The organism is Blastomonas sp. 34TW, assembly GCF_059803595.1.
In genome coordinates this window covers 113,544-128,208 of sequence record NZ_JAPFGW010000008.1, presented here as the reverse complement: position 1 = coordinate 128,208, position 14,665 = coordinate 113,544, and the positions used below count along the sequence as shown (strand labels likewise).

10 protein-coding genes are annotated in these 14,665 nt (G+C 65.4%); 4 read left to right on the top strand and 6 right to left on the bottom strand.

Annotated features, from left to right (window positions below):
* The first annotated feature begins 5 nt into the window (after positions 1 to 5).
* Positions 6 to 881 carry an enoyl-CoA hydratase gene (locus tag OPU69_RS11780; RefSeq protein ID WP_498511239.1) on the top strand — a complete coding sequence of 292 codons (876 nt, stop codon included), beginning with the start codon at positions 6 to 8 and terminating at the stop codon, positions 879 to 881.
* 15 nt (positions 882 to 896) lie between these two features.
* Positions 897 to 2,036 carry a CaiB/BaiF CoA transferase family protein gene (locus OPU69_RS11775; RefSeq protein ID WP_060978327.1) on the top strand — a complete coding sequence of 380 codons (1,140 nt, stop codon included), beginning with the start codon at positions 897 to 899 and terminating at the stop codon, positions 2,034 to 2,036.
* A 4-nt stretch (positions 2,037 to 2,040) separates the two neighbouring features.
* On the opposite strand, the gene OPU69_RS11770 is transcribed toward OPU69_RS11775, so the two are convergent.
* The gene (locus OPU69_RS11770) at positions 2,041 to 2,664 is read right to left on the bottom strand and encodes a TetR/AcrR family transcriptional regulator (protein WP_060978328.1); all 624 of its coding nucleotides are present in this window, start codon (positions 2,662 to 2,664) and stop codon (positions 2,041 to 2,043) included.
* A 193-nt stretch (positions 2,665 to 2,857) separates the two neighbouring features.
* Between OPU69_RS11770 and OPU69_RS11765 the strand changes: the two genes are divergently transcribed.
* The gene (locus OPU69_RS11765; protein WP_498511236.1) at positions 2,858 to 4,000 is read left to right on the top strand and encodes an acyl-CoA dehydrogenase family protein; all 1,143 of its coding nucleotides are present in this window, start codon (positions 2,858 to 2,860) and stop codon (positions 3,998 to 4,000) included.
* 167 nt (positions 4,001 to 4,167) lie between these two features.
* Positions 4,168 to 6,396, top strand: coding sequence for a TonB-dependent receptor (locus tag OPU69_RS11760; RefSeq protein WP_498511234.1), 2,229 nt, complete (start codon positions 4,168 to 4,170; stop codon positions 6,394 to 6,396).
* Between the two features lie 21 nt (positions 6,397 to 6,417).
* On the opposite strand, the gene OPU69_RS11755 is transcribed toward OPU69_RS11760, so the two are convergent.
* From OPU69_RS11755 to OPU69_RS11735, 5 genes are all read right to left on the bottom strand, one after another.
* Positions 6,418 to 6,762, bottom strand: a complete 345-nt coding sequence (locus OPU69_RS11755; protein ID WP_498511232.1) for a hypothetical protein — start codon at positions 6,760 to 6,762, stop codon at positions 6,418 to 6,420.
* A 73-nt stretch (positions 6,763 to 6,835) separates the two neighbouring features.
* On the bottom strand, positions 6,836 to 7,738 hold the full coding sequence (locus tag OPU69_RS11750) for a beta-keto acid cleavage family enzyme (RefSeq protein WP_060978332.1): 903 nt from the start codon (positions 7,736 to 7,738) through the stop codon (positions 6,836 to 6,838).
* A 181-nt stretch (positions 7,739 to 7,919) separates the two neighbouring features.
* Positions 7,920 to 11,144 (bottom strand): autotransporter outer membrane beta-barrel domain-containing protein, encoded by a 3,225-nt coding sequence (locus OPU69_RS11745; RefSeq protein ID WP_498511230.1) that lies wholly within the window; start codon positions 11,142 to 11,144, stop codon positions 7,920 to 7,922.
* 118 nt (positions 11,145 to 11,262) lie between these two features.
* Complete coding sequence (locus OPU69_RS11740) at positions 11,263 to 13,686, bottom strand: TonB-dependent receptor (RefSeq protein ID WP_498511228.1); 2,424 nt, start codon at positions 13,684 to 13,686, stop codon at positions 11,263 to 11,265.
* Positions 13,673 to 14,629 (bottom strand): FecR family protein, encoded by a 957-nt coding sequence (locus OPU69_RS11735; protein WP_498511226.1) that lies wholly within the window; start codon positions 14,627 to 14,629, stop codon positions 13,673 to 13,675. Before OPU69_RS11735 ends, OPU69_RS11740 begins: the two co-directional genes overlap by 14 nt.
* Positions 14,630 to 14,665 lie beyond the last annotated feature (36 nt).

Sequence of the window (14,665 nt, the reverse complement as noted above, 5' to 3'; positions counted from 1 at the left end):
CCGCGATGAGCGAGGGTACCGATCCCGTCCGATATGGCGCGCCTGCAAACGGGGTGGTCCGCATCACGCTCAATCGCCCGGAGCGCAAGAATGCGCAGGACGTGGCGATGCTCTATGCGCTTGATGATGCGTTCCGCCGCGCCGCGCAGGACCGGGACGTGCGGGTCATCATCGTCGACGCGGCGGGCGACACCTTCTCGTCCGGGCATGATCTGAAGGGGGATTCGGGCAAGCGGCCCGAGGATTTCCCGCTGGTCGGGCTCTGGGCCGATTTCGGCGCCCCCGGCCAGGAAGGCATGATGGCGCGCGAATGGGAAATCTATCTCGGCTTTTGCGAACGCTGGCGCGCACTTCCCAAGCCGACGATCGCGCAGGTGCAGGGCAAGTGCATCGCTGGCGGCCTGATGCTCGCCTGGGTGTGCGACCTGATCGTCGCGGGCGAGAGCACGAAGTTTCAGGACCCGGTGCTCGCCTTTGGCATGTGCGGATCGGAATTCTTCATGCACCCATTCGAACTGGGCATTCGCCGCGCCAAGGACTGGCTGTTCACCTCCGACTGGCTGGGCGCCGAGGAGGCGCGCGCGATCGGCATGGTGGCGCGGGTGTTCGCCGATGATGACCTTGCCGAACAGACCGGGCTGCTCGCCGAACGCATCGCGCTCAAATCGAGCTTCGCGCTTAAGATGGCCAAGGAGGCTCTCAACCAGAGCCAGGATGCCTGCGGCCGCCGCACGGCGATGCTGCAATCCTTTTCGATCCATCAGCTGTGCCACAGCCATTGGCGCAACATCTACGGGATTCCCGTTGACCCCAGCGGCCTTCCCGATGGGTTGCGTGAGGGAATTCACGATTATTTCGCCGCGCTCGACCGCACGCGTTGATCCGGGATTGCGTGCGTGACCGGGGCATTGCAGGGGCTTCGCGTTGTCGAATTCGCCGGGATCGGCCCAGCGCCCTTCTGCGCGATGATGCTGGCGGACCATGGCGCGGAGGTGATCCGCATCAGCCGTCCCGGTCAGACCGCCATGGCGGGGTCGGACGAGCGCGATTTCCTGCTCCGCTCGCGCCGCAGCATCGCCATCGATCTCAAGTCGCCCGATGGCCTGGACGTTGCAAAAGCGCTGTGCCGCCGGAGCGATGCGCTGATCGAAGGCTTCCGCCCCGGCGTGATGGAGCGGATTGGCCTGGGACCGGACGCGCTGATGCGCGACAACCCGCGTCTGGTCTATGGCCGCATGACCGGATGGGGCCAGGACGGGCCTTTGGCCTCCAGGGCGGGACACGACATCAATTATGTCGCGCTGTCGGGCGCACTGCATGCGATCGGTCGGCGCGGCGCGCGCCCGGTCCCCCCGCTCAATCTGATCGGCGATTTCGGCGGGGGTGGCCTGATGCTCGCCTTCGGCCTGCTGGCCGCGCTGCATGCGGCAGCGCGAACGGGCAGGGGGCAGATCGTCGATTGCGCGATGGTAGACGGCAGCGCCACACTGATGACGATGATCTATTCGCTCTTCGCGCAGGGCCAGTGGTCGAACCGCCGCGAGTCCAACCTGATCGATGGCGGTGCGCCCTTTTACGACACCTATGAAACGCGCGATGGCAAGTATCTCGCGGTGGGGGCGGTCGAACCGCAATTCTATGCGCAACTGCTCGAGCGCACGGGGCTTGCAGACGATCCGCTCTTTGCCCGGCAGCACCACCGATCGGACTGGCCGGCGCAGAAGCAGCGTCTGGCCGAAGTGCTGATCGGCCGCACGCGCGACGAATGGTGCGCGCTGTTCGATGGCAGCGATGCCTGTGTCACGCCCGTACTGTCGCTGGAAGAGGCGGCACACCATCCACACAACCGAGCACGGGGCGTGTTTGGAGGGGTGGAGGGGCTGCAACCGGCGCCGTCGCCGCGCATCGGTGCGACGCCCGCGCGCCTGCCCGAGCCCATGATGGCGGATGAAGCCTCGACCGAAGCGATCCTCACCGAACTTGGCTATGAGAAGGGCGCGATAGTCGCGATGCGGGCCGCCGGATCGGTGTGCTGACGTTCTAGCGGGGGCGCAGCCCGTCGCCGATGAGCTGGATGAAGGAATCGGCGACTTCGGTGGCCGACACCGCGCCGTCGGGCTTGAACCATTTGGGCATCCACGACAGCGAGCCGAGGATCCAGAATTCGGCGAATTTCGGATCGATCGGGTTGATGCTGCCGTCTTCCACACCTTCGCGGATGAACCCGCGCATCCGTTGTTCCAGCGCCTTGGCGCGGCCGCTGATCGCCTGGCGGTGCTCTTCGTTCAGCGCACCCAGATTGTCGAGAATGGCATAGGGTTCGGCATCGGGGTTAAGGTGAAAACGAACGAAGCTGGCGATCTTGTCGAACCCGGTGCCGCCCTGGGCATCGCTATGGTCATAGGCCTGTTCGGCCAGATCGAGCGCGCGGGTATAGCATTTGAACAGCAGGTCTTCCTTGCTCTTGGTGTAATAATAGAGCGCCTGCTTGGTGATGCCGAGGACATTGGCGATCTCGGCGAGCGACAGCCCTTCATAGCCCGATTTGTTGAGCATCACCGAGGCCAGCCGGACAAGGGTCTGCAGCTTCAGATCGCGCTGCCGCGCCCGCGATTGCGCACGCTCCTGATCTGCCGCTTCCCAACCCTTGATATATGCGTCCACGCTGCAAAATCCCCAGTTCACCGGTGTCTATTCGGCTTGGTGACATGTTCGCGGCAGGCGAGCAATGAAAATTACCGGCCAGCAAGGGGCTTGGTGACCCGCATTGATGATGATTTCCCCGCGATCGAGAGCGTTTGACGACAGGTAAAAATATTCATAGGATCGTCAATCTACCTAATGGGCGGGAGGGAGTATGGATTTCTCGGAGCTGGATGGCGAACTCGAACAGATGCGGGCAACGGTCCGCCGGTTCCTGGCGCGCCATGCTCCTTCGGCCGCAATGGAAGAGTGGCGCAAGGCAGGGGTCATACCGCGCAGCTTCTGGAGCGCGGCTGCCGACGCCGGCCTGCTCGGCCTGTCGGTCGATCCGGACCATGGCGGGCTGGGTGCCGATTTTCGCTACGAGGCGCTGCTGGCCTATGAAATCTATCTCCACGGTCTCGATGCCTTTGCGCTGCCGCTGCACAACGCGATGGTCGCGCCCTATCTGATCGATTACGCGACAGCCGAACAGAAGCGGCGCTGGCTGCCCGGGCTGGTTTCAGGCGACCTGTTGACCGCGATCGCGATGACCGAGCCGGGCGCGGGATCGGACCTGCAAGGCATCACGACCACCGCGATCCGGCAAGGCGACCATTACATTCTCAATGGCCAGAAGACCTTCATCAGCAGCGGGCAGACCGCCAATCTGATCGTCGTGGTCTGCAAGACGGATCCGGGCGCAAGGGCAGGGGGCATCTCGCTGCTGGTGGTGGAAACAGACCGGGTCGAGGGCTTCCGGCGCGGTCGCAATCTGGACAAGCTGGGGCTCGAAGCGGCCGATACATCCGAGCTGTTCTTCGATAACGTCGCCGTGCCAGCCGCCAATCTGCTGGGTGGGCGCGAGGGGCAGGGCTTCTACCAGCTGATGGAAAAGTTGCCGCAGGAGCGCCTGCTGATCGCGATCCAGGGCCTGGGTACCATCGACCGCGCGCTTGCGGAAACCATCGCCTATACCCGGGACCGCACCGCGTTCGGCAAGCCGATCGGAGAGTTCCAGAACACCCAGTTCAAGCTCGCCGAATGCAAGACCGAGGCAACCGTAGCCAAGGCCTTTGTCGAGCATTGCATCGTGCGGCATCTGCAGGGGCGGCTCGATGCCGCGACCGCGTCCATGGCGAAATACTGGGTGAGCGAGGCACAATGCCGCATCGTCGACGAATGCCTGCAGCTGCATGGCGGCTATGGCTATATGCTCGAATACCCGATCGCCCGGATGTACCGCGACAGCCGCATCCAGAAAATCTACGGCGGCACCAACGAGATCATGAAGCTGATGATCGCCCGCTCGCTCTAGCGGGTGAAGGCGCACTGTGCGGAGCACAGGCTGTCTCCAGTCTGATGCACCAAATAATTTGCTTGCCCATCGTCAAGCAGTATTGACCAATGGGGCGAAAACCCGTTAGACCTTCGCGAAACGCAGCGTCGCAGCAAGCGGCGCATGCACTGTGAGGGGAGAGGGCTATGCGGATTTCCGGGGCAGCATATTGGCTGGCGGGGGCGTGCCTGGTCGCGATGGCGACATCGGTTCAGGCGCAAGAGCAGGCACCGGGCGATGCCCAGGAAACCGATGATGGCGGGCTCAAGGAAATCGTGGTGACGGCCAATCGCCGGGCCGAGGATTCGCAGAAAGTCTCACTCGCCGTCACCAAGATCGATGCCGAGGATCTGGCGCGCAGCGGCATTGCGACGGTGGCCGATTTGCAATTCTATGCGCCGGGGCTGGTGTTCAGCCAGAACGGTGCTGCCTTCACCACCTTGCGCGGGGTTGGAACATCACAGCCCGGATCGGCGGTGGAATCGGGCGTCGCGACCAATATCGACTCTGTCTATATCGGCCGCGCCTCGGCGGTGCAGGCCTATTACGACCTTGAGAGCGTCGAGGTTCTGCGCGGTCCGCAGGGCACGCTCTACGGACGCAATGCCACCGGCGGCGCCATCAACATCAACTCGGCCAAGCCCACGCAGGACCTATCGGTCGGCGCTATCATGGGCTACGGGAATTACGACCGCATCAAGCTCGAGGCCTTTGCCAGCGGTGGGCTGGGGGGAGGCTTTTCCGCTCGCGTCGCCGGGATCGTCGACAAGCACGATCCCTATCGCCGCAACATCGTGACGAACGGGCCGCGGATTCCGGGCGAGGAGCTGAACGGCATCCGCGGGACGCTGCAATATCAGCCCAATGGGTCCGATCTGGTGCTTCGCCTGATCGCCGATTACCAGACCTTTACCTCGGCAGGGCAGCTGCCGCAGAATTTTCTGGGGGCAAGGTCGGTCTCGCCCAGTGCGCCTCCCGGCACCATCTTCACCACCGATCCCGACCGGGTGGCGCAAGGCGTGCCCAATCGCTCCGACCGCGAATCCTGGGGACTCACCTATAGCATGGAAATTCCCATCGGCGAGCTGACGCTGCGCACGATCACCGCCTATCGCGAGAATAGCTGGCGCGCGCTCAACTCGCTCAGCGCTTCGAGCGATCCGCGCTCGTTCACGCGGACGAACGAGACTGCGAACCAGTTCAGCCAGGAAATCCAGCTGCTCAGCGACGACCAGGGGCGGCTGAAATGGGTGGTCGGGGCCTATTATTATCGCGAGCACGCCATCGGCAATTACGATCTGAGGACGATCACGGCCGAAAGCTTCCAGCTGTTCCCCGGTTTTTCGACCGGCCCGATCCAGTTCCGCCAGACGCTGACCCAGGACATCCGCAGCCGTTCCTATGCGGTGTTCGGACAGGCGACCTATTCGTTGACCGATCGGTTCCGGGTCGTCGCCGGTGCACGCTACACGCGTGATGAAAAGGAAGGGCAGGGTCTGGACGACAGCTCGCTGTTCGATCTCGGCGGCATATTGGGCGTGATCCCGATCGGCGGCATTGCCACGGTCGACAATAGCTGGGACGCCTTCACCCCCAAGCTGGCGCTCGAATATGACCTGGCCGATAGGACGATGATCTATGCATCGGTCACGCGCGGCTTCAAGCCCGGCAACTCCAACCTGACCTTCGGCCAGAGACCCGTGCGGCCCGAGTTCATCTGGGCCTATGAGGCGGGGCTGAAAGCGCGGGCTTTCGACAATCGCGCCCAGTTCAACCTGGTCGGCTTCTATTATGACTATACCGATCTGCAGGCCTTCGGCGTGATCTCGACCGGCAATGGCGGATTGTCTGCCGGGTTCCAGAATGCGGCTGCGGCGACGGTCAAGGGTTTCGAGGCCGAGCTGCTGGCACAACCCGTGCCCGCGCTCGAGCTGAGCGCATCCTATGCCTATCTCGACGCGACCTATGACCGGTTCACCAATAACGACAGCTTCCAGAACGCGCTCGCGCCGCCGACGATCGTGCTCGATGGCAACACGCTGCCGCGCTCGCCTCGGCACACGGTCAACCTCGCTGCGCAATATGCGGCTGAGGTCGGAAGCGTCAGCGTAACGCCCAGGGTGGAGTTCGTGCACCGCAGCAAGATGTTCTTCAGCGAGTTCGAACGCGATCTTACGGCGCAGCGCGCCTTCTCGCTGTGGAATGCGCGCCTCACGATCGCGCCGGACCAAGGCGCGTGGAGCCTGGCGCTCTATGGCCGAAATCTGGGGGACAAGGCCTATTTCGAAACGGTCAACGAAGGCCCCAACGGCATCGCCTCGGCCTTCTACGCCGCGCCGCGCACGTACGGGATCGAGTTCAGCGTGCGCTACTGAGATCTGGTGCGCTTGCCGGGCTCAGCCCGGGACACTGGGAACCGGTCGCCTGAGATCGGGCTCGCTGTGGAAGAAGGTGATCTGGACGGTACAGAGCACCTCCACAGCCGAGCCCGGCGCGGCGGCGAATGCCGCGAGGTCGCGCTGGGCGGAGTCGGACAGTTTCAGCCCCAGCCCAGCCAGTCGCTCGCCAAATGGCTGAACCCGGTCCGGCGGCAGGAAGCTGCGGATCGCGACCGAAATGTTCGAGAAGAGATGCACGTCATCGATCCAGCCGCCGAGTTCGCCGAGGGCAGTGGCGATCGCGTGGATCACGCTCTGACGCTCGGCATGGCTGACCGCATTGATGCTCACACGCTGGGTCATTTAACGCCTTTTTGCGAACCTTGCGGCACCATCATTCCGGCCAGCCCAGGCGGGCGTCAAGTCATGCCGGGAATCATGCTGCTGCGGACAGTCCTTTTCGGCGCGCGCTGATACCCATGATCTCGCGCGCCTGGTCGGCCGTGGCGACGTTGCGGTTGAGCATGCCGACGATGTTCACCGCGCGGTCGACCAGTTCGGCATTGGTCGCGAACCGGCCGCGCGACAGATACATATTGTCTTCCAGACCGACCCGGACGTGGCCGCCCATCGTCACCGCAGTGGCGACAATGTCGAACTCCTTGGGACCGACGCCGAAGGCACTCCACACCGCGCCTTCGGGCAGCATTGAGGCCATCAGCGCCATGGCCTGCGGCGTCGCAGGCGCGCCATAGGCGATGCCGAGGCACAGCTGGAACAGGAACGGCGCGCGCAGATGGCCCTCTTCGATCAGGCGATTGGCGAGCACGACGTGCCCGATATCGAACACTTCGATCTCGGGCTGGGTCCCCGCTGCGATCATCCGATCGGCCATCACGCGAAGGTCGCGCGCCATGTTGATGAAGGCGAACTCGCCGAAATTCATCGTGGCGACATCGATCGTGCAGATTTCGGGCTGCAACGCCTCGATATGCGCCACGCGTGCGGCAGGCGAAGCGAGATTGCCGCGGTCGGTGTTGCGATTGGGATCGTCCGGGCGCGGTTCGAACACAGCGCCTTCGCCCGCCGTCAGGTTGAGGATGATGTCGCAGTCCGCGCTGCGCACCCGGTCGATGATCTCCCGGTACAGTGCGGTATCCATCGACGGCCAGCCGGTTTCGGGATCGCGCGCGTGAACATGCGCGACCGCTGCGCCCGCCTTCGATGCCGCGATGCAATCGCGCGCAATCTGCGCCGGGGTGATCGGATAATCAGGGTGCTTGTGGAAATCCTGGTGCGAGCCAGTGATGGCGCAGGTGACGACGACGGCTTGGCTCATGACCGGCAATGATCCTCTCTGTTTCCCATCGCGAAGGATGTTTGACGAGTGGTAAAATAAATATGCCAAGAGTCAATTGAGTTTCGTCGCTGCTGGATAGCGCCATGCCTGTCGCGCTGATGAAGCGGTTCGGCCCCGGCCCAGCTTGCATAGAGGCCGGGGCCGAGGCCGAACCACGTGGTCAGAAGCCGATCCTGAGCGACACGCGAACGTTGAGCGCGAGATTGCCATATTGCTCTTCGGCGCCGACTTCCCCGGCCATCGCAAAGCCCTGCTGCCCGCCGACCAGCCGCAGCCAGCCGATCCAGCCATCGCTGCGTGCGTCGGACAGCAGCGTGAAGGCCGCACCGTCCTTGAAGCGGGCGGTGGTCTCGCCGAGCGAACCGCCGATGATCTGGCGGCGACCGCCTTCGATCTCTGCACGGATCCAGACATCGTCAGGGCGCAGGCTGCCGAACTCGTATCCCGCCACCAGCGTGCCGTTGACTGCCAGCTCGTCGCTGCTCCGCTTGTCCACGATCAGGTTGAAGGCATTACCGCCGCCGGTCTCCGCATAGCCATTCTCGTCCAGCTTGTAATAGTCGATCACCGCCGTCGGACGCAGGATCAGGCGCTTACCGATACGTGCTTCATAGCCGAGCCCAGCCGAAGCGCTGTAGAGATCGCCCGACCAGTCGCCCTTGGCGCTTCGCTCGACCAGCTTGCCATTCAGCATCTGCGCGAAGCGGCGCGTTCCGCCGAAATCGATTTTCGCCGCCGATCCGCGCACGAATGCGCGCACCGGACCCCATTGCCCGCGCCAGTGTGCCGCGAGCTCATACTGGTTCGCGCGGATTTCGCCGCCGGTCTGTTTGTTGTCGTTTCGCCCGTTCAGATAGGCGATCGACAAGCCGATGGCGCCGAAATCGCCCGCCTTGAGTTCCGCCCCGCCGGTCGCACCCCAGCCGGAGGTGTCGAACGATGCGGTCTGGCCGCGGTCCTTGTCGCTGCCCCAGACGGTCTGTTGCAGCCAGAAGCCCCAATTGCCTTGGTCGCTATAGGCGGCAGCCGGATCGGTCAGGAAGCGCGCGGTGGCGCGCGAGCCCTGCGTGACCGTAGCGAAGGTGCCGCCAGCATGATCGGGCAGCATCTGCTGCATCACCGCCCGCGCCTGTTCTGCGGTGGTGGTGGCGAGCAGGCTCGCGGCGACATCGGCGTCGCTGTCCACCGCCTTGAACACCGCATCATAGGCGCGCGCCTGCGACCGCGTGAAGGCAAGCTCGCTGGCCGCCTTGGGCTTGATCGCGATGCTCACGGTGCCTGCCGTGTCGTTGCCGGTCACCGTCGAGGTGAACAGATAGGGCAACACGACATCGGCGCTCGTCAGGTTAGCGCTGCCGGTCAGCTGGCCTGCAGTCAGGATCTGGTACGTGCCCGCCGACTTGCCGATGCTGGTAAGGGTGACCGCTAGCTTCGATCCTGCAGCAATGGTCGCGCTGCCCGCCACCACGATGCGTGTTGCGGTGCCGGTCTTGCCATCGATGGACACGCCCAGCGTGCCCTTGTCGCTCACCGCCAGCGACGCGAGCGATACGGTGGTAGGCGCGGTCAGCTGCAGCGTGCCGCCTGCGATCGTGACCGCTGCCTGGCCGGCATTGGCCAGCGTACCGCGGAACAGCGAGGTGCCGCCGAGCGATAGCGTATCGGCGCCTCCGCCCAGATCGAGCGCGCCGACCAGGCTCGCCTTGCCCGCAAGCTGGACAGTGTCCGCGCCGCTGCCGAACGTCGCATTGCCTACCAGCGCGGCGTCGCCGCTGGCGAGCAGCCGGTTGGCGCCATTGCCGAAGCGCATCGCGCCGGTGACGGTGCCTGCGGAAATATCGACCAGATCATTGCCCGCGCCGAGGCGAATGTCGCCGGTGATCGACGGCTTGGCACCCGCGCTCGCCGCAGTTTGCCGGATGGTCGCGCCGCTGGCCTTGGCCGAAAGGTCGATCGCCACCGCCTTGCCCTCGCCGGGCTTGGCGGCGGTCGCGGCAATCGTGCCGCTATTGTCGAGTGTCGCCAGCGTGCCCGACAGGTCGATGATCGCCCCTGCCGCGCCGTCGGTGGCGGCTGTGGCGGCGATGCGGCCGCTATTGGTCAGCCGCGTCATCGATCCGGTGCTCTCGATCACCAGCGCACGCACCTGGGTGGTCGCGGCAGAGCCGCCGGTCGCCTCGATCGTGCCGCTGTTCTGCAGCGCAGGAACGCTCGCCAGTGCGCCGATGTGCAGCGCGGTGGCATTGCCGCCATTCGATTTCGCCGCGATTGTGCCGTTGTTGAGGATGCCGCCAGCGATCATGGTCTTCTGGCCCAGTCCGCCGATCGCCATACCGGTCGCGGCGACGTCCTTGTAAACGCCATTGCCCTCGATCCGTCCGTTATTGACGAAGCCATGGCCCGCTGCGGCAGTGCCCGCGACCGCACCGATAGCGACCTCCTGCGTTGCCGATCCGATGCGGACGGCGGGCGCGGCGCCATAGGAGATCACGCTCGCGCTGCCTTCCTTGGCATCCTCGACGCCGTCCTTGTCCTCGTCCTTGTCGTCGGGCTTGAGGTCCTTGGGCGGAATGTCGAACAGGATGCCGCCTCCGACCGATCCCGCGATGCGCAGCGCCGGGCCACCCTGGAGCAGATCGTCGGCATCGAGCTTGCTGGTATCGGCAGGTGCCGTGGTGCTGCGATAGCCGGTGGCGGTCACCGCCCCCTGGATGGTGAGCGCGCCGCCGATCGGACCGGCAAGATCGATCGCGATCGCATTGGCTCCCGTCGCCGATACGCTGCCCGTCAGCGCGACATTGCCCGAGACCGCCCCGGCGCGGATGCCGGTGCTGCTGTCGCCCACCACCGTGATTGCGCCGCTGTGCGTCAGCGATCCGGTGAGTGGTCCTTCTAGGCTGATACCCGCGCTCGCATTGCCACCGATGGTGATGCTTCCGGTGTTGACCACCGATCCGGTGAGCGCGCCGAGCGTGCGGATGCCGAAGCGGTTCTGCCCTTGCGCCAACGGCCCGTCGAGATCGCCGTCCTTGTCGCTGTCGGTGGCCTTGTAGGTCTCGTCGATCGTGATCGTGCCGCTGTTGGTGATATTGGCAGCCACCCCCGCATTGGCGACGATTCCCGCCGCATTACTGGCATCGGTCAGCTGGATCGTGCCTTCGTTGATCACGGCATGGTTGGAATTGATCGTCACCGCGACGCCCGATGTCGGCTTGATCGAACCGGCAGAAGTGATCTTGATGCTGTCCGCGCCACCATTTTTGGCGCTGCCGGTGGCGATGGGGGTAGTGCGCGCGGTGGTGACTGTGGTCTCGGCAAGGGCACCTTGCAGCGGGAGGAGCAGGGTAACGGGAGTCAAACAGGTGCAGGCCAGCAAGAGGCGCATGATCGTCCTTTCAGCTTTTCGGAAGCGGGGAGTGTGTTCTCTCCCTCAGACGATGCCGGGACGCGAAACCCGCAATGCAAATGTCATTCAGTAGCAATTATTTGTGGCAATCCGGATTTCAGAACGAGAAATCGGCGCCAATGGCGATCGTGCGCGGCCGCAAGGGCGTGATCTGATCGCCCTGCGCAAGCGTGAACGGCGAGCCCATGGCGAAGCGGTTGCCGCGGCTGTCGAGCAGGTTCGACGCGCGGATCCAGATCGACCGGCCCTGGCGCGATAGCTCCACCGACAGGCTGGTATCGAGCACATCGCCCTGGCGGACGCCGAGGATCGGGCCGACGCCCAGCCGCGACCTGCCGACATAGCGCAGCGACCCAGCCAGTGTCAGGGTCTCGCCCGCCTGGGTCTCGGTCTTCCAGTTCGCGCCGAGCCGTCCCGACAGGCGCGCGACATTGGGCAGGTCGTCGCCATCGACGATCACGGCGCCCTCCGGCACGGCCGTGCTGACCGGGTTGCCGCGCTGGGCGGACACAAGGAAGATGCGCGCCGAAGGCTGGGTCAGGCGGCTGTCGGCCCAAACGCCCGATGCCTCGATGGTGAAACCAGGCAGTGGCTGCCACGCCATATTGGCGTCGAGCGTGATGATGCGTCCATCGCCGATGTTCTCGGTCGTGGGCAATCCGTCGCTGTCGATCAGATCCGCCTGGATGTTGCGCCAGCGGGTGTGTGCGAATGTCGCATCGGCGCTGAAATTGCCGCTGTTGAGCGCCAGTCCGGCCTCGATGGCAGCGACATTGTCGGGCAGGAAGCGCCGGATCATGTCGTCGCGAACGCTGATCCCGCCGGGGCGGAAGCCCTCCTGATAGCGGACATGGCCCGACAGCGCATCGGAAAAGCGATAGCGCAGCCCTGCGCTCGGAAGGAACGCGGTCTGGCTGCGGCTGCGCGCGAGGCGGAAGGCATCGAGCGTCAGCGGTTGTTCGAGCGCCTCGCCCGACAGCCGTGCATGGGTTAGACGTCCGCCCGCCATCAGCACCAGCCTCCCGGTCAGGGGCAGGGCGAGATCGGCAAAGCCGGTCGCCTCCTCGACCCGGTTCTCGATCCCCGAAATGGCGGACACGCGCGCGAGTTCGCCCCGCGCGCGGCGGATGCGATATCGATTGCCGAGCAGCTGGCCTCCGACCAGCCAGGTCAGCCCTCCATCGGTCATCCCCGACAACCGGGTCTCGTTTGAAATCAGCCGGGTTTGCCCACGCTGGCGGAACAGGCTGGGGGCCTGGCCCGGCTCGCTTGCATCGAACGTCTCGTCGAGGTCGAGGCTGGTGATGGTGGTGGTGGTGAGCAACTCGAACGTATCCCAGGCCTTGGCGATCGAGGCCTGGCCCAGCCGGAAGCGGTTGCGAAAGGGCTGGGCAAAGGGGCTTGCGCGGTTCAGACGGTCGCCCAGCCGGTCGGCATATTGGCTGTCGCGCCCGTCGATGTTCTGCGCGGCACCGACCAGATCGATCGTCCACCCGTCGCCCGGCTCCAGCCTGGCGATGATCCGCCCGCCGGTGGTGTGCACGCGGTTGATGTCGTTCTTCTGCCGCAGTCGGTCGTCGATATAACCGCCGTCACGCCCGGTATAGACCACGGCGCGCACACCAAGCTTGCCCTCGATCACCGGCGCGTTGAGCATCGCGCTCGCATCGAACGAGGGTTCGCCATGCCAGGTCGCGGCGACCGAGGCGGACTGCGCCGCCTGCCAGTTCGCGCTGTCGGGCATGTTGGGCAGCAGCCGGATGACCCCGCCCAGCGTGCCCGCGCCGTAGAGCGTGCCCTGCGGGCCTTGGCGGATCTCGATGAGATTGAGGTCGATCAATCGGAGATCGGGATCGGGCGCGTTGTAGTTGAGCCGCGCGGTGCCGAGATACTGGCCGACCACCGCCTGGGTGGGGCCGTTGAAACTGGTATCGGCAATCGCGCGCAGGAACAGCCGGTTGCGCCCCGGCCCGAGCTGCGTTGATCCGAGTCCCGGCACACGCTCGGCCAGCGCATCCGACCCGCGATTGTGCGCGTCGATCGCGAACTGGCCGTCCAGCGCGATCAGGCCTTGCTCGCGCGCGGCGCTGATTTCGGCAGCGGTTCGCACGCCCGTGACCACGATCTCTGCGACGGGCGGCGACAGGTCGGCAGGCGCGGCGACGGCCAGGCGCAGCGGCGTTCCGCTCGCGCGTGCCGCGGGTGCCGCGCGCACGATCCGCCAGTCGCGCGCCGACAGTCGCACCGCACGCGCGTTGCTGTCGTCGAGCAGCCGCCGTAGCGCTTCCTCGGCGGACATCACCCCGCGCAGCCTCCGCACCCGTTGCGCGCCGAGCTGACGATCGGTGAGGCCGATGCTGATCCCTGCCTGACGCCCCAGCGCGACAATCGCGCTGTCGAGCCGTCCGGCAGAGATATCGATCTGCGTCCGGGCTTCGGCATGCGCCTCGACCGGTGCCGCCAGCACGCACAATGCGGGCAGCAGATACCGGGCCTTGAGCGGGCCGTCACGGCTGTGCATCGATGCTCACCAATTCCCAACCCTGTCCGCGCCGCACCGCACGTGCGCCCAATACCGGGGCGATCTGCGGCAGGGCATCGGGCGTGCGCCCCGCCACCTGCAGGATGCCGCTGAACCGCGCTCCGGCAAGGTCGGGCGAAACCGTCACGCTTGCGCCCAATGTGCGTTCGAGCGCCTGCGCCACCTCGTGCAGCGGCGCATCGGCAAAGGCGATCTGGCCCGATCGCCAGCCGCCTATCTCGCGGGCCGCGATATCGGACACGGTGATGCGCCCGCTCGCGCCATCGATCTGGGCACGCCGCCCGGGGTTCAGGCGGACATTTTCGCCGTCCGGGTTGACGATCACCGCACCTTCCGACACCGCGACGTCCAGCCCGGCGCCACTGCGCACCACGTTGAAGGCGGTGCCTGCGTCGACCAGACGCACATCGCCCGCCTCAACGACGAACGGATCGGATTCATCGTGCCGGACGATGAACATCGCCTCGCCGCGTTCGAGCCTGGCGAAACGCGGCTCGTTCCGGTCGAGCGTGAGGCGGGTGCCGCCGTTGACGAGGATGCGGCTGCCATCCTCGAGCGCGATCGTCTTGGTCTGGCCGTTCGGGGTAATGACGCTGTAGGGCTGCGGCCGCATCTGCCAGAGCGGGATCAGCATGATCGCGACGATCGCGGCCGCCAGCGCCAGATAACCGCGCCGCCAGCTCCGCGCGCTGGCTGGCGGCAGGGGCTGCTCGTCGTTCGCCGGTTGCGGCAGGGCAGGGACAGCCGCGACCAGATCGGCCATCCAGCTCCCGGCGGCCATCGCCGCGTCATAGGCCTGGTTGTGGCGCGCATCGGCCTCGAGCCAAGCGGTCAGCGCATCCCAGCCGGCAAAATCGGCCTCCTGCGAGGCCAATGCCCATTCGAGCGCTTCCTGGCGGATATGTTCGTTCGTGTCTGTCATGCTGACCATCCTGAGACATGGACGTCGCCGCCGGGC

Excerpts from the sequence above, each read along its gene's own strand:
- OPU69_RS11780 (WP_498511239.1), top strand. The coding sequence starts at position 6 with ATGAGCGAGGGTACCGATCCCGTCCGATATGGCGCGCCTGCAAACGGG.
- OPU69_RS11765 (WP_498511236.1), top strand. The coding sequence starts at position 2,858 with ATGGATTTCTCGGAGCTGGATGGCGAACTCGAACAGATGCGGGCAACG.
- OPU69_RS11760 (WP_498511234.1), top strand. The coding sequence starts at position 4,168 with ATGCGGATTTCCGGGGCAGCATATTGGCTGGCGGGGGCGTGCCTGGTC.
- OPU69_RS11755 (WP_498511232.1), bottom strand. The coding sequence starts at position 6,762 with ATGACCCAGCGTGTGAGCATCAATGCGGTCAGCCATGCCGAGCGTCAG.
- OPU69_RS11750 (WP_060978332.1), bottom strand. The coding sequence starts at position 7,738 with ATGAGCCAAGCCGTCGTCGTCACCTGCGCCATCACTGGCTCGCACCAG.
- OPU69_RS11745 (WP_498511230.1), bottom strand. The coding sequence starts at position 11,144 with ATGCGCCTCTTGCTGGCCTGCACCTGTTTGACTCCCGTTACCCTGCTC.
- OPU69_RS11740 (WP_498511228.1), bottom strand. The coding sequence starts at position 13,686 with ATGCACAGCCGTGACGGCCCGCTCAAGGCCCGGTATCTGCTGCCCGCA.
- OPU69_RS11735 (WP_498511226.1), bottom strand. The coding sequence starts at position 14,629 with ATGACAGACACGAACGAACATATCCGCCAGGAAGCGCTCGAATGGGCA.